Raw genomic sequence first — 16672 nt, forward strand, 5'->3', positions numbered from 1 at the left:
GGCTCAGGCGGGCGTGACGGCCGCGCGCACGCCGGGCAGATCGTCGAACGCGGCCTTGCCGTCGGTGGTCAGCAGCGTCCTGGCCGTGGCGGCGGCGGTCGCGGCGATGATCAGATCGTGGGCGCCGCGAGGCTTTCCCTCGCGACGCACATGAGCCAACAGCCGGGCGTGCACAAGCGCCACATCGTCCGTGTAGTCCTCCACCGGGATCAGGGCGCGCACGCCGTCGACGAACTCCTGCCGCCGCACACGACGTTGCCCCTCGGACAGCTCCACCCCGAGTTGCAACTCGGCCAGGCTCACGGCCGCGATGGTCACATCGTCGTCCTCGTCGAGCACCCGCGCGAGACCGGCGTGGCCACGCTCGGCCCCGATGACGACGCCCGTGTCCAGGATCAGTCGTCGTGCCATGTCGCGCTCATCTCGTCGGTGACGCTGCGTCGAGCGGCGGCCACGTCGTCCGCGAAGTTCTCGTCGACCGGGTGCGACGCCAGGAACGCCTTGATCGCCGCGCCGTTGCCGGCGGGTGCGGGGGCCAACGTCGCCAGTCGTCGCCCGCCCCGCGTGATCACGATCGTCTCCCCGTGCTCGGCGCGGTCGAGCACGGAGGCGAAGTTGCGTGCGACCTCCGTCGCCGTCATCGTCCTCATGGGATCAGAGTATCTGATTTTCCCTGATGAGGACGAGTGGGATCAGGCTCACGTCAGCTCCGCGAGGGAGGGACCTACCGCCTTTGAGATACCGGTACCACCAGCAGTACCGCGACAAGAACCCGGCGGGGTACTGCGGCCTCGGCGGCACCGGGCTGTCGTGCCCGGTGGGGGTGGCGAAGGCCTGACCGGCCGGGGGGCGGCGGAAGCGGTGGTTCGAGGGTGACGGGTCCGGCCCGTCACCCGTTCGGGGGGCCGGGGGTGGGTGCCGCCGGATACGCCGCCCGCAGCGAGCAGAATCCCACCCCTGGGAGAGGCTGGACCACAGGATGGGTAGCCCGGGCAGCGGACAGGTCTTCATGTCCGCGGAGTCGGCTGTCGACCATGCGGAGAGCGCCCTCCACTACATCATCGACATCGTGGAACAAATCAACCACTGGCTCTCCCCACAGATGCAGGAACTGGCCTTCGGAAGGCCAGGAAGCTCCGGGGATGCCGCCGTGATCGAGCACACGGCCCATCGACTTCTTGGCGTCTACGAAGGATGCATGGACTGGGCGATCGACCTCCGTTCGGCCAGACCACCGGCCGCCGTGTCGCGGCTGTTCCAGCTGACTGCCGACCACGCGAACAACCCGGTGCGGGAATTCCGCGAGTTCGTGGAACTCACGGTCTCGGAGTTCGACAAGTTCTCCGAAGTGGACTGGTACTCCCAGGAGACCAACATCGAGGTCTCGTTGCCCTTCACGATCACCGGCGATGCGGAACTCTCGCGCCAGTTCGCGGCGGAGCGCGGTCGCGTTCTGGCGTCCCTCCGCCGAGGTTAGAAGGCGTGCGGGGGCGGCACGCCGCCGGCCCCGCCCGACGCCTCGGCGCCCCGGGGGCGATCGGGCTGATCCTCGCGCGTTTTCACAACCGACCCACAGCACCGGGCCTTTCCTAGCATAATCAACGGCATGAGTGTCAGGTCTGACTTCGCCCTTGAGCTTCAGGTGAAGGGCGCGATGGATGCAGCACAACATGCCGACGTCAGGGCGGCATTGGGGCGGGTGCTCACGCACATGGTGGGCGGTCCCGGGCGCGACCGGCGTGGTGGGCGCAAGCTCCTGGAGCTGTTGAAGGACGCGCGGGCAACGGCCGGCGCCGCTGAGGAGTGGCAGATCGTTCGCCTTCTCCTCGATTCACTGGACTACGCCGAGAACCGCATCCTCAGGCCTGATTTCGAGGAGAGGTATCGCCTCTTCCGGATGCGCGACGAACCACGCACCGCGCACGGAGACTTCCTTTCGAACACCCTGTCAGCCGCATTGCAGTTCTTCGGCCAAACCGGGAACGACTATCTGAGAGATCACCCGGGAGCTACCGCGCAAGAGGTGATGGCACACGTCGTCCAGATCAGTGAAGACGCCCGCTTCATGCGGCCGTCGGAGAGTGCGCCCGGAAGGTTCAGCATCCTCCGGGGGCAGGCGGAAACGGCAGCGTGGCTCGAAGAAGTGCTGCGCGAGCGCATCGACATCGAAGATCCACAACAGGTAGCGCACCGGATCGCGTCGTCACCGGAGGCACTCGCGGTGCTGGCGAGCGACGAGGAGGGACAACTGCTCCTCAGAGCAGCCGAACTCAAGCGCCGCTGGGAGGGGTTGGAATCACTCCGTCGCGTTGCGGAGGACCCTGCCGCGAGCGAGTTGGACCTTCAGCGAGCGCTTGAGGGGCAGTACTGGATCTTCGGCGGACAGTATGTCGATCAAGCGGTGCAACGGAGGCTCGTGCCTGGCGACGAGGTTGACATTCCACTTATTCGAGGCGATGGCGCGCTCCACATCGTCGAGTTGAAGAGATCCATGAATCCCAAGCTCTCAATCGTCAAGAGGCACCGGAGCAGTTGGGTCCCCACCGCCGAGGTTCACGATGCGGTGAGTCAGGCGGTCAACTACCTGGTCGGCTTGGACGAACACCGACCAGCGATACGTGAGGAGTTCGGCATCGAGACGCGCCGCGCGAGTGCGACCGTTCTGATCGGGCATCCGGCACTCCACCCCGAGGTGAGTGAAACGGAGATCAGCGACACGTTCCGTCGGCTGAACTCCCATGTGAACCGCGTCGAGGTGATGACCTACAAGGAACTCATCGACAACGCCGCGCGCGCTATGAACGGCCCGGCTCAACGGACGCCCCGGGCTCGGCTCGCGCAGGACGGGCCCGGCTCGGCACCGCTCGTACCCGAGCCGCATCCGTGACGGGTCACCCGCCTCGGCCGAAAAGGTGGTGGTGTGGGGGGTTGGGGGCGGGTAGGGAAGGGGCTGGGGCCGTTTGGTTCCTCGGTGTCGTGAGCGGACCGCGTGCCGTGAACGGGCCACCGCCGTCGAGGACTTGAGGATGCGCCGACGATGCTGACCGACCTGACCCACCGCCTGCCCACTCCCGAGGAGGCGTTACCCGGGCGTTCCGAGCCGATGTTCACCATCCCCGAGCGGCACCGCGTGCTCGGCACGCCGGTGCTCGGGCCCTACCCGGAGGGCTTCGAGATCGCGGAGTTCGCGCTGGGCTGCTTCTGGGGCGCGGAGCGCCGCTTCTGGCGGACGGAGGGGGTGTGGACCACGCTGACCGGCTTCCAGGGCGGCACGACGCCGCACCCCATCAGCACCGAGGTCGCCTCGGGACGCACCGGCCACGCGGAGACCGTGCGCGCGGTGTTCGACCCGGCGAAGGTCTCCTACCGGACCCTGCTGCGCGTGTTCTGGGAGGGCCACGACCCGACGCAGGGGATGCGGCAGGGCAACGACGTCGGCACCCACTGCCGTTCCCTCGTCTTCCACCGCTCCCCCGCCCAGCGCGAGGCGGCCGAGGAGACCCGCGAGACGTACCAGAAGATCCTCACCGAGGCCGGCTACGGCCCGATCACCACGGAGATCGTCGCCGAGGCGGACTTCCCGTTCTACCCGGCCGAGGAACGGCACCAGCAGTACCTCGACCGCAACCCGCGCGGCTACTGCGGCCTCGGCGGCACGGGCCTGGCCTGCCCCGTCGACTAGGTGTATCGCCGGCGTCCCGGGGACCAACGTCCCGGCCCCGGGGGGCCGGCTCCGCCCGAGGGTCAGGGTTCCATCGCGCGCAGGGCGGCGGTGGCCGCCACCGGTCCGTCCCGTTCCAGGCCGTCCGGCACGTCACCCACCGTGCCCCAGGCGGACGGGTGCCCGGCAGGACAGTGCGCCGAATCGAACGTGACGATCGCCTGGGCGCGGGAACGGATCGCCGCCGCGAGCACGCGACGGTCATCAGGAGCGGGAAGGTCAACGCTGGCTATCAGGCGTTCGTAGCCGATCACTTTCCAGTCCCGGACGGACGCCTTTCTTCAGCGAAGGGCGTATGCCAGTCCCATCTCCTGGCCGAGCTGCGTCAGTTCGTCCGCCGCGTCCCGCCGCCGTTGGTCGTCCCGACCCAGGTAGTCGTGCAGGGAGGTCATCGCGATGCGGCGGTGGGTGCCGACGGTGCGGTACTCGATCTCGCCGGCCCTCAGCAGCCCGATCAGGAACGGTCGTGAGACGTCGAGCGGGCCGGCGGCCTGTTGTGTGGTCAGTTCCGCGTCGCGGGGCACGACGGCCACCCCATGGCCCGCCGCCATGTGGCCCGGGGCATGGGCGAACGGGTCCGGCCTCTCGCCGCGCCACAGAGGGCTGAACGAAACGCGTGCGTGGGCGCTCCGCTCTGCCCGCGGCAGATCTGCTGGGAGGCGAGACGGGGGACGGCGGATGGGGTGGGGGCGGAGGGTGGGTGGGGAGGGCGGCGTTCCCGGTCGGGGGCGTCGGAGGAAGTGGAGGAGGAGTGTGATGACGGCACCGGTCACCGCCGCCGAGGGGGACACCCAGGCGACGCGGTTCGACGACGATCTGAACGCGCGGCTGTTGACGCAGCGCATCGTGTTCCTGGGCACGCAGGTGGACGAGGTCTCCGCCAACCGGGTCTGCGCGCAGCTGCTGTTGCTGTCCGCCGAGGACCCCCGCAACGACATCCGGCTCTACGTCAACAGCCCGGGCGGCTCGGTCACGGCGGGGCTGGCGATCTATGACGTGATGCGGCTCATTCCGAACGACGTGGCCACGCTGGTGATGGGGTTCGCGGGCAGCATGGGCCAGTTCCTGCTGACCGTGGGCGCGCCGGGCAAGCGGTACGCGCTGCCCAACGCGCGGATCATGATGCACCAGCCGTCCGCCGGGATCGGCGGCTCGACGGCGGACATCGCGATCCAGGCGGAGAACCTGGAGTTCACCAAACGGACGATCGAGCGGATCACCGCCGAGCACACCGGCCAGAGCGTGGAGACCATCGCGCGGGACGGGGACCGGGACCGCTGGTTCACGGCCGAGGAGGCCAGGGAGTACGGAATGATCGACCGGGTGGTGACCTCGCTCGCCGACGTCCGCCCGGAGTCGCAGCGCAGGACGGGGTTCTGAGATGGGTCAGTACACGATTCCCACCGTGGTCGAGCGCACCCCGAACGGTGAGCGGGCCTTCGACATCTACAGCCGGCTGCTGTCGGACCGGGTGATCTTCCTGGGCACGGAGATCGACGACGGGGTGGCCAACGTGGTCATCGCGCAGCTGCTCCACCTGGAGTCGGTGAGCCCGGACCGGGAGATCTCGATCTATCTCAACTCCCCCGGCGGCTCGCCCACCTCGCTGATGGCGATCTACGACACGATGTCGTTCATCAACGCGCCGATCGCGACGTACTGCGTGGGCCAGGCCGCCTCGTCGGCCGCCGTGCTGCTGGCGGCAGGGGAGCCTGGGCGGCGGGCCGTGTTGGACCACGCGCGGGTGCTGCTGGGCCAGCCGGTCAGCGGCGGGCGGCAGGGCACGGTGGCCGACCTGGCCATCCAGGCCAAGGAGATGCTGCGCATCAGGGGCCAGGTGGAGGAGGTGCTCGCCCACCACACCGGCCACGACGTGGAGAAGCTGCGCGGGGACATGGACCGCGACCGGGTATTCACGGCGCGGGAGGCCGTGGAGTACGGGCTGGCCGACCATGTGCTGAGCCGCCGGCAGCGCCCGGCGTAGCGCGGGCGCCCCGGCGCGTGCGACGCCCGGGCGCCGGCGCCGGGTTCGGCCGGTCAGGCCGCGAGCAGCACCGCGCCGCCGCCCAGCGGCGGGGCGGTGCCGGCGGCGCGGCGGCGCAGGTCGAGCAGGGAGGTGGCGCGCCCGTCGGCCGGTTCCTCGGCGGCGGGTGCGGCGGCGGGCAGGTCCGCCGGCTGCTCCGCCGGCGCGGGCGCTTCGGTCAACGGCGCTTCGGTCAACGGGGCGTCGACCACGGCGCGTTCGGGCGCCGGCGCGTCCGGCGCGTCCGGCGCGAGGCGGGCGTGGGCCAGGGCGAGCAGGTCGGCGAGCCGCAGCCCGAGGGCCTGCGCGGCCGCCGCCAGCACCTCGGACGACGCCTCCTTGCGGCCCCGTTCCACCTCGGAGAGGTACGGCATCGAGATCCGCGCGTCCTCGGCGACGTCCTTCAACGTCCGCCCGCGCGCGAGGCGTTCGCGGCGGAGCACCTCGCCCACGACGTGCCGCCAGAGCGGCTCGCGGACCCGGCTCGGGGCGGGCACCGGGCGCAGAAAGCCGATCCCGCGCCGTGGTCCGGCAGCGGAACGGTCTCGGACACGGGCTGGTTCTGGCGCTTGGCTGCTGCTCACCCTCCCAGGGTAGGAGCGGGAGCGGGAGGAGGAACGGTGCGAACGTTCCGCCGCCCGCGAAACAACGTGGCGGTGCCGCGCGGGCGCGGTGTCTCGGAACGGTCCGGGCGCGGCCCGCGTCCGCTCGTCCCGGCCGCCTCACCGGAATCGTGCGCACCACCGTCCCCCACCGCACCGGGGGCGGGCGGCACAGAAATGCGGAAACAACAGAGCACAGAAGGAGAAACGGACTCCCGAGGGACCCGTCTGCTTTACGCCATTCCGCATGTGCCCGTTCGTCGAGGTTGTTCGCAGGGGATGTGCCGCCCTCTGGCCGCACAACTGGCGGTATGCGACAGTGGGTGGCCCTTGGCCGCAGGGAGGGGGCTACGGTGACGCAGTACGACACGCTTGCCGCACGACTCGCCGATATCGAGAAGGCCATCGGATTCCTCCGCGAAAACGTGGAGTTCCCCTCGTTTCTCCGCGCCCTGGGTTCGCCGCGCGGAATGCGGGTGCTCGACGTGGGCTGCGGTGACGGCCACTATGCGCGGATGGTGGCCGAGTTGGGCGCCGATCAGGTGGTGGGGACGGATTCCTCCGCCGAGATGATCCGGTTGGCGCGGGCCGCCGAGGAGGACCGGCCGCTGGGCGTCGGGTACCTGGTGCACGATGTGGCGACGATGCCGGAGCTGGGCCCGTTCGACCTGGTCATCGCCGTGAACGTGCTGCACTACGCGGACAGTTGGACGACGTTGGCCGCCATGTGCCGGCGGATCGGCTCGCAGCTCGCGCCCGGTGGCAGGCTGCTCGCCTATGTCGGGAACGCGCGGTGCGAGCCGGAGGTGGTGCGGGACTTCGGTTTCCTGGTGGACCGCCCTCCAAACCTCCGGGAGGGAGATCCTTACACGATCACCATTCCCGTGACGCCGCCCGCCTCGCTGCGCGTGCACCACTGGCTCCCGGAAACCCTCGAACGGGCCGTGGAATCCGCCGGATTCACCCGGATCACCTGGGAGGAGATGGTGTGTTCCGACACTTCGGGCAACATGGACACGCGCATGGAAAGGCTGTTGGAGAGCCCGCCGAGTCTTCTGCTCAGCGCCTACCGGGAATGACCCGAGGCGCCGCACCGGCGGCCGGTTCCGGACGCCGCGTTCATTCCATGAACAAAGGGGGAAACGGGTGCGCACCATGCAGTTGTGGAAGTCGTCTCTGGGGCTTCTCCTTGACCGCAGGGCGGAGTTCGGAAAGCCGATGGTCTTCCGGCTCGACCGCCCCTTCGACATCGATCCGACCGGGCAGCGGGTGCTCGACATCGAGGCGCTGGCCCAGTGCGTGCGGGATGCCGCTGGCGCGTTGCACGCGGCGGGGGTTCGCCGTGGCGACCGGGTCGCGGTGTACAAGGACAACCATCTCGACTGCCTGCTGCTCGCCGCCGCCGGGATCAGAATCGGCGCGGTGCCCGTCATGCTGTCGGGCCTGCTGCCGAAGGACCCGGCGCTGGCGCTGCTGAAGCGGACCGAGCCGAAGCTGCTGGTCAGCAACCGGAGGTTGCTGACCGACAAGGGAGACGGCGGGGCTTCGCTGACCGCCTTCGCCGAGCGCACCGTGTCGCTCGACGGCGGCGTGCCGGGCGCGACGCCCTTCGCCGAGCTGTACGGGAGCGCCGATCCGCCCCCGGACCCGCGCCCCGACGACGAGTTGATGATGCTCACCCACACGTCGGGCACGACGGGCGTGCCGAAGTTGATCATGTACACCCCGGAGAAGCTCCAGGGCCAGATGGCCCGGCTGGAGTGCCGCCATCTGCCGCCGATCACGTTCCGGCGGAACGACACGGTGGCCATGTTCTGCCCGTATGTGCACGCCCGCGCGTTCACCTGGATCTACTCCGTGCTGACGCTCGCGCCGACCAAGGTCCTGGTGATGAGCGAGAGCGATCCCGAGGTCGTCGGCCCGCTCTTCGAGCGGCACCGGCCCACGGTGATCGAGGCGTTGCCGATCGACTACTCCCGTCTGGAGGGGCTGGCCGGGGACCGGCGCGGCGGGGCGTTCGCGTCGGTGCGCATGTTCGTGGGCAACTTCGACGCGGTGCGCTGGCCGCTGATCCGCACGTTCCTGAACGCCTCCCGCCACCGGTTCCCCGTGTGGCGGGAGGGCTACGGGCAGTCCGAGACCGGCGGCATGGGCATGACGTTCATCTCGCGCCGGACCGCGAACCGGCGGCGCGACGAGCTGCCGGGGCCCCGGAAGGTCGGGCGGCCGATGCCCGGGTTCACCCAGCTGAGGGTGGTGGACCCGAAAACGTTCGCGCCGGTGCCCGACGGCCAGCCGGGGCTGGTCCTGGCGCGCACCAAGGCCCGGTGCGTCGGCTACTACGGCGAGCCCGAGCGCTGGGCGGAGAAGGTCAGGGGCGAGTGGTGGAACACCGGTGACATCGGCATCAGAAGCAGGACCGGCAGCCTGCGGCTCCTGGACCGGGAGGTCAATCACGTCCCCGGCATGAGCTACCTGGAGCAGGAGGACATCCTCGTGGACCGGCTGCCGGCGGGGCACGACGTGGCGCTGCTGACGGTGCCCGAAGGGCCGCCGGTCCCCGTCGTCGGCACGCCCGACGGCACGCTCGACGAGGAGCGCTGGGCCGGGGCGACGGCCGGGCTGCCCGCGCTGGCGAAGCCGGTCGTGATCGCGTCCGACGCCATGCCGCGCACCGGCACCGGGAAGATCGTCCGGGAGGAGCTGCGGCGGCGACACCTCGGGGAGACCGAGCCTCCCGGCAGCGGTCGGTGGACCTGATGGCGGCCCACGGGGACACGGCCGACGACACGGCCAGCGACGCGGCCGACGACGCGGACCGGAACGGGCCGGGCGACGCGGACCGGAACGGGCCGGGCGGCGACGCACACCGCAACGGGCCCAACCGGCCGCGATTACACCGGCGTTCGTTTGTCGTCGAGCCGTTCTCGGAGGCGTGTGGCGCGGTCTGGGAGCGGCGGCAGCACGTGGTGTTCGGGGTGAGCCCGGGGAACAGCTACTTCAACGAGGCACGGCTGGCCGTCCTGCTCGACTGGCTCCGCGCGGAGTTCGCCCGCGTCGACGTCGTCGTGCCGGACTCCGCGCTGGAGCACACCTATCTGGCCCTCGACTACGACGCGCGGCGCGCGGCGAGAAAGGCGCGCGCCGAGACCAACGTGCTCCACAACCGCGTCACCCGGGCCTGGGACAGCGTCGGCGGGCGGCGGGCCGGCGACGGCCTGCACCGGATGTCGGAGCTGGTGCCCCATCCCGTCTACCGGGAGCGGCTGGTGGAGTGCGAGGAGGCGCTGGCCGAGGACGAGGTCCTGTGGGACACCTGCGCGGAGATGAGCCGGGAGGTGCTGACGCTCAAGGGGTTCGAGGGTCCGTTCACCACCGAGCGCCTGCGGCGGGCCGTGCGGTATCTCCTCGCCGAGCTGCCGTTCTTCCTGGCATCGGCGGAGATCTTCGGCGCGCCGACCTCGCTGAACTTCTACCATCGGCCGCTGCCGCTGGCGGAGTTGGTCTTCTCCGGCAAGTCCCTGCTCCGGCCGGGGCCCGGGCAGGGGTACGCCACGATCCGGCCCGTCCAGTCCGCCTGACGCCGCGCGCCGTCAGTCGGCGCGCAGCGCCCGGAGCATCCGGCGCAGCGCGGCCGTGGTGGCGGCCAGGTCCTCGGGCCCGGAGGCGGCGGAGGCCAGCCAGAGCGCCGCCTCGTTCATCGCCCCGGACAGCAGGTGGACGAGCGGCGCGACGGGCTGCGGGGCTATGCGGCCCGCCTCGACCAGGGCGGTCAGCGCCTCGCCGAGGTGGCGCGCGGAGGCGGCCTCGTCCATCGCGCGCCACTCGGCCCAGCCGAGCACGGCCGGGCCGTCCACCAGCATGACGCGCTCCGTGCCGGGTGCCGTGGCGGCGGCCAGGAACTCCTCGCAGCCGGCGACCAGTTGCTCCCAGGCGTCCGTCCTGGCCTCGGCTGCGGCCGCCACCCGGTCGCCGACCTGCCGTTGCACCTCGGCGAGGACGGCCCGGAAGAGGTCGGCCTTGCCGCCCGGGAAGTGGTGGTAGAGCGCGCCCTTGGTCACCCCGGCCGCGCTGACCAGCTCCGCCAACCCGACGGCGGCGTAGCCGCGTTCGGCGAAGAGCCGCTCCGCCTCCCGCAGCAGGGTCCGCCGGGTCTGCTCCCGTTGCCGCGCCCGCACGCCCGGCCGCTCCATCGCGCACTCCCCTCGCTGACGTTCCCCCTCGTTGACATACCGATGGTACGCCCCTAGCCTGCTTCACATACCGACGGTATGCGAAAGGGTTCATCATGCGTCTGACCAGCCTCTATCCGGTGATCTGCACGGCAAGGCTCGCCGAGTCCCACGCGTTCTACACGCGGCTGCTGGGCTTCGAGACCACCTTCGAGACGGACTGGTATGTCAGCCTGCGCCATCCGGCGGGCGCCGGGCACGAGTTGGCGCTGCTGGACCACACCCACCCGACGCTGCCCGAGGCGTACCGGGCGCCGGCGCGGGGGCTGCTGCTCAACTTCGAGGTCGAGGACGTGGACGCGGAGTGGAAACGGCTGGTGGTCACCGAGAGGCTCAAGCCCGTGCTGGAGCTGCGCAGCGAGGACTTCGGGCAGCGGCACTTCATCGTGGCCGACCCCAACGACGTGCTGGTCGACGTCATCACGCCCATCCCGCCCAGCGGGGAGTTCGCCGAGAACTACGCCCGGTGAACCTCCGGCCGGCCAGACGCGCGTTCGCCCCGCCGGCCGTGACCCGGGCCGGCGGGGCGAACGGTCAACAGGCGCTGGCTCAGCCGAAGTTCACGTCCGAGCAGATGTAGTAGGACTGGTCCGAGTGCGACGCCTGCCAGATCGTGTACACGATGTGGTGGCCGCTGCGGCCCGGCGCCGAGACGTCGACCAGCATGTGGGAGCTGGGCGCGATGCGGTCGGTCTCGGCGAGCAACTCCAGGTCGCCCCAGCCGAGTTCGTCGGTGGTCGGGTCGAAGCCCTGCTTGGTCACATAGACCAGCAGGTAGTCGGCCCCGTGCAGGGCCTGGTCGTGCAGGTCGACGGTGAAGTTGGTCCCGACGTTCGCCGTCTTCCAGTTGCCCGGGGTGTCCATGGCCGCGTAGCGGCCGTCGCCGGTGAGGCCAGCGCTGCACAGCTGGCCGTCGGGGATGGCGCCCTGGTGGTCGCCGGCGACGCCCTCGCGGTAGAGGCCGTTCCAGTTCCACATGGCGTTGGTGTCGGTCTGCCAGGCGGCCCAGCACATCGGGTCCTCCTGCTCCATGGCCGGGTTCTGGAAGTCGTCGCCCCAGCGTTCCCAACAGCCGTAGTTGCGCGAGGGCGGGTCGATCACGGAGCCGTGCGCGGAGGCGCCGCCGGCCCAGGGCACCAGCAGCAGCATCGCCACGGCCGAGACCAGCCCCACCACACGCGCGGTCCAACGGCGCCCGGCGCGGGCTCCGCCGGCGCCGCCTCCGCCTCGTTCTCGGTTCATCCTCGGTCGCCACCTTCCGTCGTGGGGGGTTCAAGTCACGGGAGCGCTCCCATAGTTGACGTGCCCGTTACCCGTGGACATGTCAGCGAAACCGGCCGCGCGGAGTTCGACACGTTCGCGAACGACTTCGACGGACGGCAAACGATTTCGGTGCTCCGGCGGGCCGGGTGCGGCGTCGGCGTCGCCGGCTCAGAGGGGCTGCGCGCCGGGGCGTCCGGCGGCGACCCCGAAGGCGGCCACCGTCTGGATTCCGGAGCCGGGCACGGTGACCACCGGCGTCACCCGGTAACTCGCTGTGAGCGCCTGCGGGGTGGCGTGCACGACGGTGTAACCGCGCTGCGCGCTGTGCCACTTGAGGTGCGGGTTCACCCCGCCGGTCATCCACGCCGCGCCGATCTCGTCGGTCGGGGCACCGTCCTTGCCGGAGCTGATCGAGGTGCCGGCGAACTCGGTCGCCACCACCGGGGCGTTCTCGTCCGCGAAGTCCAGGGTGAGGTCGGCGACCACGGCGCGGTGGATGTCGCCCGTGACGACCACCGGATTGGCGACGTTCCGCTCCCACAGGCCGGTCAACAGCCGGTCGCGGGCGGCGGTGTAGCCGTCCCACATGTCGAGGCCAGAGGCGTGGACGAACGGGTCCGGGTTCTGGTCGACCTGGGCGACCAGGGTCTGGTTGGCGAGCACGTTCCAGGTGGCGCCGGAGCGGCCGGCGCCGTCCAGCAGCCAACGTTCCTGCTCGGCGCCGAGGATGCTGCGCTCGGGCGCCGAACGCTCCACGTCGCAGTCGGACTTGATGCCGTCGCCGCACACCTGGTCGTCGCGGTGCGAGCGGGTGTCCAGGACGTGCAGGTCCAGCAGCCGGCCGAAGGCCAGCCGCCGGTACATCCGGGCCTCGGCACCGTTGGGTCGCTGCGGCAGCCGCAGCGGGAGGTGTTCGTAGTACGCCTGGAACGCGGCGGCCTTGCGGGCCCGCCACGCCTCCGGGTCCTGGTCGGGGTAGCCGTCGGTGTCCAACTGGGCGAAGTCTCCTGCCCAGTTGTTCTCGACCTCGTGGTCGTCCCAGGTCAACACCCAGGGGAACGCCTGGTGCGCGGCCTGGAGGTCGGCGTCGAGGCGGGTGAGGGCGTGCCGGTTGCGGTAGTCGACCAGGGTCAACGTCTCGCGCTGGAACGAGGCGTCGAGGGTGACGCCGCGCACCCCGCCGGTCTCGCCGACGCCGTACTCGTAGAGGTAGTCGCCCAGGTGCAGCACCAGGTCCAGGTCCTCGGCCGCCATGTGGCGGTAGGCGGTGTAGAAGCCCTCGTACCAGCACTGGCAGGAGGCGAACGCGAAGGTGAGCGCGGCCGGGTCGGTGGGCGCGGTGCGGGTGCGGCCGACGGGGCTGAGGTCGCCGCCGGCGCGGAACCGGTAGAAGTACTCCCGTCCCGGGGCGAGTCCGGTGACCTCGGCGTGCACGGAGTGGGCGAGTTCGGGCGTGGCCTGTTCGACGCCCCGGCGGACGCGTCGGGTGAAACGTTCGTCCTCGGCGATCTCCCACTCGACGGCCACCACGCGCTCCGGCATCCCGCCCCGGCCGTCCAGCGCCAGCGGGTCGGGCGCCAGCCGGGTCCACAGCACCACGCCGTCGGGCAGCGGGTCGCCCGAGGCGACGCCGAAGGCGAACGGGTCGCCGGCGAACCGGGGCGCCGCCCAGGCGGTGCCGGCGCTGAAACCCGCCGCGTGCAGGGCGATTCCGCCGAGGGAGGCGCCGGCCAGGCCGAGGAGACGACGTCGCGTGAGATCCATCAGGTGGTTTCGCCCGTCTGTGCAGGGAGTGCTGACGAGGCGCCACCCTTCTGCCCTGCGGGCGGATTTCGACGGAGACTCGCCCGACACTCACCGCCCCGGCGGGATGACGGGCGGGCCGGCGGGCCGACTTCATCGACGCGAAGTGAAGCCCTGGCCGGCGGTTTGCCCGCGCTTGACCAGGGCTGGAGTGGGGACGGGGTTCTCTGGGCGGGCCGGCGGGTTCCGGCGGGTTCCGGCAGGTTCCGGCGGGTTCCGGCAGGTTCCGGCGGGTTCCGGCGGGCGCCTCAGGCGGGGAGGCTCGCGCGCAGCTTGGCGGCGAATTTCGAGGCGTCGTAGTCCTCGGGGACGCCGGGCAGGAAGATCAGGTCACCGGGGATGTGGCGGGTGCGCAGCGGAAGGATCTCCTGGTAGGCGTCGGAGGCGTACCAGGCGCGGGCGGCGTCCAGGTCGGGGAACGCGACCAACACCACGTCGCCCTCCCAGTCGCCCTCGACGACCTCCACCTGCGCGCCGTGGACCAGGAACCGGCCGCCGTAGGGCGCGAAGGTGGCCTGGACGCGCTCGATGTAGGCGATGACGTCGGGGTGTTGCTCGGTGGGCAGCAGCCGGGCGAGGGCGTAGGCGGTCATGGTGGCCTCCTGGACTGGGTCGTTCGCCGGGTGTCCCCGGGTGGTCCCGGGGTCGCTCCCCCGGACATGGCCCCATCCTGCGGGCGGCGGGCCCGGGGTGTCGATGACCTCCGGGGTCATGGCCGGCGTCGGGGAATGGGGGGAACGGGTGGTGGGGTGCGGGTGGTGTGTTGGGTGCGGGGTTTGTCTGCGGGCCGGTGGTCGGTGCGGGGCAGCCCGACTGGTCGTTTGGTTTGTTGACGAGTGTTGTGGGTGGGGGGTTGGGGTTGTGGCGCGGGCCACGACGCCGGGCCTAGATGGCGCACGATCGGCCGGGTGCGGGCGTAACGAATGCCGGCAGGAGGCTGGCTGGGAGGGGGGGCGCGGCTTCCGGGAGGTGGGGTTTGTTGTCGAACGGGGGCCAGCTCTGGCGACCGTGCCTTTCGGGCGCAGGGACTGCGGCTTGTTCGGGGGTCGGCTGGCCGCTGGGGGCGCGCGTGGCGCGCACCGGCTTCGCCGGCCTGCCCCGGCATGTCGTCCGTCTCGGATGTGGCCGATCGTCGGGCGACTGAAAGGGACGGCCCCCGCCGCTCCACTCCGCCGGCAGGACGGGGCGCCAGTCAACGACCACGCTGCCGCGCGAACATCGCCTGTCGTCGTGGTAGTCCGCGCGTCGTCGACTCCCGAAGGCGGGCGCGCCGGGGGGTCCAGGTTTTGCCGGTCGGGGCCCGGTTGGGCGGGCCCCGGCGGCGTGCCGGTTCGGCTGGTTGGTCAGCTGAAGGCGGCTTCGGGGCGGTCGGCGTTGATCAGGAGGGGGAGTCGGCGGCGTTGTCCGGCGGCGATGATGGCGTACTGGTAGAGCGCGGGCGGTTCGTGCAGCTCCCGCATGGGCACCCAACTCGCGCCTTCGGTGGGGTCGTTGTCGGGGACCTCCGGCAGCACTCCGCCGTCCAGGACGTAGGAGAAGCCGTCGAGCGTGCCGTCCTCGTCGGTCGTCGGGGTCATGGCGAGGACTTCGGCGAGGGAGCGGTCGCATCCGGTCTGCTTCATCAGCATCTCCCGGGCGGCCAGGATCACGCAGCGGCCCTGGGGCACGGTGCCGTGCGGCAGTACCCACCCGTCGTCCATCCCCTCCCGCTTCCCCCGCACCATCAACACGTGGTTGGACTGTGTGGTCGCCAACACGTGGAAGGTGAACGGAACGGTGGAGCGGACAATCGTCGTACGCATGAGAAACCCTTGTCTCGTGTAGATGAGTTGACTTGCTGGACTTGGTTGGTCAGTTGGTGAGGGCCGGCAGCAGGCCGGACAGCGCCGTCAGCAGGCACATCAGCCCGACGAACGCCGGCCCCAACACCCCGCCGGTGTCCGGGCGTTGGGCCGGGGCCGGGTCGTGTGGGCGGGGCACGACCCGCCAGTGCCGCTCGGTCCGCGCCAGGAACAACGTGTGCTCCGGAAACTCGGCCGTGTGCTGGAGCGACCACACCGCCACCGGCAGCTCGTCGTCGTCGAACAGCGGAGAGCGGGCCTCGCAGCTCATGCACTCCGCCCCGTAGATGCCCTCGGGCACCCCCGGCCCCCGCTCCCGGCACAACACCCACTCCGCGCCCCGAACAATCTCGGTCATCCCCCGCCGCTCCCCTTCGTCTCCGTTGGTTGATACACGTCGGCCAACCGCCGCAGCCGCCGCCCGAACACCGTCCGCGCCCGCCGGTAGCGGGCCTTCCACCCCGACTCGGCGAAGTCCCAGACCATCGCGTGCAGTTAGTCCAGACAGGTCCCGCAGGCGTACAGCGGAGCGTGCGCCCCCACGGTGGAGACCGCCCCGATCCACACCACCGCCGTCACCTGATGACCACAGAAGAACCAACACGGCCCCACCACCCACGCGTTGGTCCCCCACCGCCCGGGCAGCGGAAGCATGAACTCCCACCCGGAATCGGCCGCCGTCACCCGCCCTGACCCTCCGGGACAGCGCCCCAGCAGGCGAACCACACGACCTTCCCCAACCGGCAGGACCCACCACTGCGGAACGGCATCGGCATGAACCCGAACCCGTCCGCCATCTCCCGCAGCAGCCACAACCCCCGCCCCGCCTCCGCACACCACTCCGGCGTCCGCAGCACGGGCAGTTCCTTCGACTCGTCGAAGACCTGCACCACGACATCGCCCCCCACCCGCACCAGCCGCAGACAACACCGCTGGTTCACGGTGTGCTTGACCACGTTGGCGAGGAGCTCACTGACCCCCAACCGCGCCAACTCGACGGCCTCCCGCGAGGCATCCCAGTCGGTGAGAGCCATCCCGACCCGGTGACGCCACCGCTCGATCTCGGTGGTGTGGACCGTTAACGACCAGCTGTGGTCGTACTGGCCGGAAGCGGGACGACGTACAGGAACGAGCATGAGAACACCTCCAAGGCGCGCCAACGAAGGCCCACTTCGGGGAGTCACCCG

At 70.9% G+C, this 16672-nt stretch carries 20 protein-coding genes and 2 pseudogenes; 10 read left to right on the plus strand and 12 right to left on the minus strand.

From position 1 onward, the window contains the following. Positions 1–3: 3 nt before the first annotated feature. Together FH609_RS16695 and FH609_RS16700 are read right to left on the minus strand one after the other, a co-directional pair. Positions 4–411 (minus strand): PIN domain-containing protein, encoded by a 408-nt coding sequence (locus tag FH609_RS16695; RefSeq protein WP_139668303.1) that lies wholly within the window; start codon positions 409–411, stop codon positions 4–6. Continuing rightward, complete coding sequence (locus tag FH609_RS16700; protein WP_226961731.1) at positions 396–650, minus strand: type II toxin-antitoxin system Phd/YefM family antitoxin; 255 nt, start codon at positions 648–650, stop codon at positions 396–398. Before FH609_RS16700 ends, FH609_RS16695 begins: the two co-directional genes overlap by 16 nt. A 95-nt stretch (positions 651–745) precedes the next feature. Between FH609_RS16700 and FH609_RS16705 the strand changes: the two are divergent. The 4 genes and pseudogenes from FH609_RS16705 to msrA form a co-directional block, all read left to right on the plus strand. After that, positions 746–838, plus strand: a pseudogene (locus FH609_RS16705) (peptide-methionine (S)-S-oxide reductase); the annotation flags it as partial. Between the two features lie 171 nt (positions 839–1009). Beyond that, positions 1010–1477 carry a hypothetical protein gene (locus FH609_RS16710; protein WP_139668304.1) on the plus strand — a complete coding sequence of 156 codons (468 nt, stop codon included), beginning with the start codon at positions 1010–1012 and terminating at the stop codon, positions 1475–1477. A 129-nt stretch (positions 1478–1606) separates the two neighbouring features. Continuing rightward, the gene (locus FH609_RS16715) at positions 1607–2887 is read left to right on the plus strand and encodes a Shedu anti-phage system protein SduA domain-containing protein (RefSeq protein WP_226961732.1); all 1281 of its coding nucleotides are present in this window, start codon (positions 1607–1609) and stop codon (positions 2885–2887) included. Positions 2888–3037: 150 nt separating this feature from the next. Continuing rightward, on the plus strand, positions 3038–3682 hold the full coding sequence (gene msrA, locus FH609_RS16720) for a peptide-methionine (S)-S-oxide reductase MsrA (protein ID WP_139668305.1): 645 nt from the start codon (positions 3038–3040) through the stop codon (positions 3680–3682). A gap of 62 nt (positions 3683–3744) precedes the next feature. On the opposite strand, the gene FH609_RS16725 is transcribed toward msrA, so the two are convergent. Next, positions 3745–3975: a hypothetical protein gene (locus tag FH609_RS16725; protein ID WP_139668307.1), complete on the minus strand. Its 231-nt coding sequence runs from the start codon at positions 3973–3975 to the stop codon at positions 3745–3747. A gap of 27 nt (positions 3976–4002) precedes the next feature. Beyond that, positions 4003–4245, minus strand: coding sequence for a helix-turn-helix domain-containing protein (locus FH609_RS16730; protein ID WP_226961734.1), 243 nt, complete (start codon positions 4243–4245; stop codon positions 4003–4005). Between the two features lie 232 nt (positions 4246–4477). On the opposite strand from FH609_RS16730, the gene FH609_RS16735 reads away from it, so the two are divergent. Both FH609_RS16735 and FH609_RS16740 read left to right on the plus strand, forming a co-directional pair. Continuing rightward, positions 4478–5101: a ClpP family protease gene (locus FH609_RS16735; RefSeq protein WP_139668311.1), complete on the plus strand. Its 624-nt coding sequence runs from the start codon at positions 4478–4480 to the stop codon at positions 5099–5101. Between the two features lies 1 nt (position 5102). Beyond that, positions 5103–5705 carry a ClpP family protease gene (locus FH609_RS16740; protein WP_139668313.1) on the plus strand — a complete coding sequence of 201 codons (603 nt, stop codon included), beginning with the start codon at positions 5103–5105 and terminating at the stop codon, positions 5703–5705. Between the two features lie 290 nt (positions 5706–5995). On the opposite strand, the pseudogene FH609_RS32430 reads toward FH609_RS16740, so the two are convergent. Next, positions 5996–6259: pseudogene (locus tag FH609_RS32430) on the minus strand (helix-turn-helix domain-containing protein); the annotation flags it as partial. Between the two features lie 440 nt (positions 6260–6699). Between FH609_RS32430 and FH609_RS16750 the strand changes: the two are divergent. From FH609_RS16750 to FH609_RS16760, 3 genes are all read left to right on the plus strand, one after another. After that, the gene (locus tag FH609_RS16750) at positions 6700–7425 is read left to right on the plus strand and encodes a class I SAM-dependent methyltransferase (protein ID WP_193317915.1); all 726 of its coding nucleotides are present in this window, start codon (positions 6700–6702) and stop codon (positions 7423–7425) included. A 76-nt stretch (positions 7426–7501) separates the two neighbouring features. Beyond that, the gene (locus tag FH609_RS16755) at positions 7502–9106 is read left to right on the plus strand and encodes a class I adenylate-forming enzyme family protein (RefSeq protein ID WP_226961759.1); all 1605 of its coding nucleotides are present in this window, start codon (positions 7502–7504) and stop codon (positions 9104–9106) included. Continuing rightward, a complete protein-coding gene (locus FH609_RS16760; protein ID WP_139668317.1) occupies positions 9106–9927 on the plus strand; it encodes a tRNA-dependent cyclodipeptide synthase in 822 nt (273 codons plus the stop codon). Before FH609_RS16755 ends, FH609_RS16760 begins: the two co-directional genes overlap by 1 nt. A gap of 12 nt (positions 9928–9939) precedes the next feature. Here FH609_RS16760 and FH609_RS16765 read toward each other — a convergent pair whose 3' ends face one another. Next, complete coding sequence (locus tag FH609_RS16765) at positions 9940–10539, minus strand: TetR/AcrR family transcriptional regulator (RefSeq protein WP_139668319.1); 600 nt, start codon at positions 10537–10539, stop codon at positions 9940–9942. A gap of 95 nt (positions 10540–10634) precedes the next feature. Here FH609_RS16765 and FH609_RS16770 point away from each other — a divergent pair, with 95 nt between their 5' ends. Then, positions 10635–11048: a VOC family protein gene (locus FH609_RS16770; protein WP_139668321.1), complete on the plus strand. Its 414-nt coding sequence runs from the start codon at positions 10635–10637 to the stop codon at positions 11046–11048. Between the two features lie 79 nt (positions 11049–11127). Here the strand turns inward: FH609_RS16770 and FH609_RS16775 are convergent, their stop codons facing one another. The 6 genes from FH609_RS16775 to FH609_RS16800 form a co-directional block, all read right to left on the minus strand. Continuing rightward, entirely contained in the window at positions 11128–11727 is a 600-nt protein-coding gene (locus tag FH609_RS16775) for a lytic polysaccharide monooxygenase (protein ID WP_405378987.1), read from the minus strand. A 282-nt stretch (positions 11728–12009) separates the two neighbouring features. Beyond that, positions 12010–13605 carry an alkaline phosphatase D family protein gene (locus tag FH609_RS16780; protein ID WP_139668325.1) on the minus strand — a complete coding sequence of 532 codons (1596 nt, stop codon included), beginning with the start codon at positions 13603–13605 and terminating at the stop codon, positions 12010–12012. Between the two features lie 287 nt (positions 13606–13892). After that, positions 13893–14237: a DUF1330 domain-containing protein gene (locus FH609_RS16785; protein ID WP_139668327.1), complete on the minus strand. Its 345-nt coding sequence runs from the start codon at positions 14235–14237 to the stop codon at positions 13893–13895. Positions 14238–14987: 750 nt separating this feature from the next. After that, positions 14988–15446, minus strand: coding sequence for an NUDIX hydrolase (locus FH609_RS16790; protein ID WP_139668329.1), 459 nt, complete (start codon positions 15444–15446; stop codon positions 14988–14990). A 49-nt stretch (positions 15447–15495) separates the two neighbouring features. Further along, positions 15496–15843 (minus strand): hypothetical protein, encoded by a 348-nt coding sequence (locus tag FH609_RS16795; RefSeq protein WP_139668331.1) that lies wholly within the window; start codon positions 15841–15843, stop codon positions 15496–15498. A 322-nt stretch (positions 15844–16165) separates the two neighbouring features. Further along, on the minus strand, positions 16166–16621 hold the full coding sequence (locus tag FH609_RS16800; protein WP_139668333.1) for an ATP-binding protein: 456 nt from the start codon (positions 16619–16621) through the stop codon (positions 16166–16168). Between the last annotated feature and the right edge of the window lie 51 nt (positions 16622–16672).

It is taken from the genome of Streptomyces sp. 3MP-14 (genome assembly GCF_006334905.2).
In the GTDB taxonomy this organism is placed as follows: Bacteria; Actinomycetota; Actinomycetes; order Streptomycetales; family Streptomycetaceae; genus Streptomyces; species Streptomyces triticirhizae.

What these genes read in the sequence shown, in the direction of transcription:
- FH609_RS16695 (WP_139668303.1), bottom strand. Translation starts at nt 411, where the DNA reads ATGGCACGACGACTGATCCTGGACACGGGCGTCGTCATCGGGGCCGAG.
- FH609_RS16700 (WP_226961731.1), bottom strand. Translation starts at nt 650, where the DNA reads ATGAGGACGATGACGGCGACGGAGGTCGCACGCAACTTCGCCTCCGTG.
- FH609_RS16710 (WP_139668304.1), top strand. Translation starts at nt 1,010, where the DNA reads ATGTCCGCGGAGTCGGCTGTCGACCATGCGGAGAGCGCCCTCCACTAC.
- FH609_RS16715 (WP_226961732.1), top strand. Translation starts at nt 1,607, where the DNA reads ATGAGTGTCAGGTCTGACTTCGCCCTTGAGCTTCAGGTGAAGGGCGCG.
- msrA (WP_139668305.1), top strand. Translation starts at nt 3,038, where the DNA reads ATGCTGACCGACCTGACCCACCGCCTGCCCACTCCCGAGGAGGCGTTA.
- FH609_RS16735 (WP_139668311.1), top strand. Translation starts at nt 4,478, where the DNA reads ATGACGGCACCGGTCACCGCCGCCGAGGGGGACACCCAGGCGACGCGG.
- FH609_RS16740 (WP_139668313.1), top strand. Translation starts at nt 5,103, where the DNA reads ATGGGTCAGTACACGATTCCCACCGTGGTCGAGCGCACCCCGAACGGT.
- FH609_RS16755 (WP_226961759.1), top strand. Translation starts at nt 7,502, where the DNA reads ATGCAGTTGTGGAAGTCGTCTCTGGGGCTTCTCCTTGACCGCAGGGCG.
- FH609_RS16760 (WP_139668317.1), top strand. Translation starts at nt 9,106, where the DNA reads ATGGCGGCCCACGGGGACACGGCCGACGACACGGCCAGCGACGCGGCC.
- FH609_RS16765 (WP_139668319.1), bottom strand. Translation starts at nt 10,539, where the DNA reads ATGGAGCGGCCGGGCGTGCGGGCGCGGCAACGGGAGCAGACCCGGCGG.
- FH609_RS16770 (WP_139668321.1), top strand. Translation starts at nt 10,635, where the DNA reads ATGCGTCTGACCAGCCTCTATCCGGTGATCTGCACGGCAAGGCTCGCC.
- FH609_RS16775 (WP_405378987.1), bottom strand. Translation starts at nt 11,727, where the DNA reads ATGCTGCTGCTGGTGCCCTGGGCCGGCGGCGCCTCCGCGCACGGCTCC.
- FH609_RS16780 (WP_139668325.1), bottom strand. Translation starts at nt 13,605, where the DNA reads ATGGATCTCACGCGACGTCGTCTCCTCGGCCTGGCCGGCGCCTCCCTC.
- FH609_RS16785 (WP_139668327.1), bottom strand. Translation starts at nt 14,237, where the DNA reads ATGACCGCCTACGCCCTCGCCCGGCTGCTGCCCACCGAGCAACACCCC.
- FH609_RS16790 (WP_139668329.1), bottom strand. Translation starts at nt 15,446, where the DNA reads ATGCGTACGACGATTGTCCGCTCCACCGTTCCGTTCACCTTCCACGTG.
- FH609_RS16795 (WP_139668331.1), bottom strand. Translation starts at nt 15,843, where the DNA reads ATGACCGAGATTGTTCGGGGCGCGGAGTGGGTGTTGTGCCGGGAGCGG.
- FH609_RS16800 (WP_139668333.1), bottom strand. Translation starts at nt 16,621, where the DNA reads ATGCTCGTTCCTGTACGTCGTCCCGCTTCCGGCCAGTACGACCACAGC.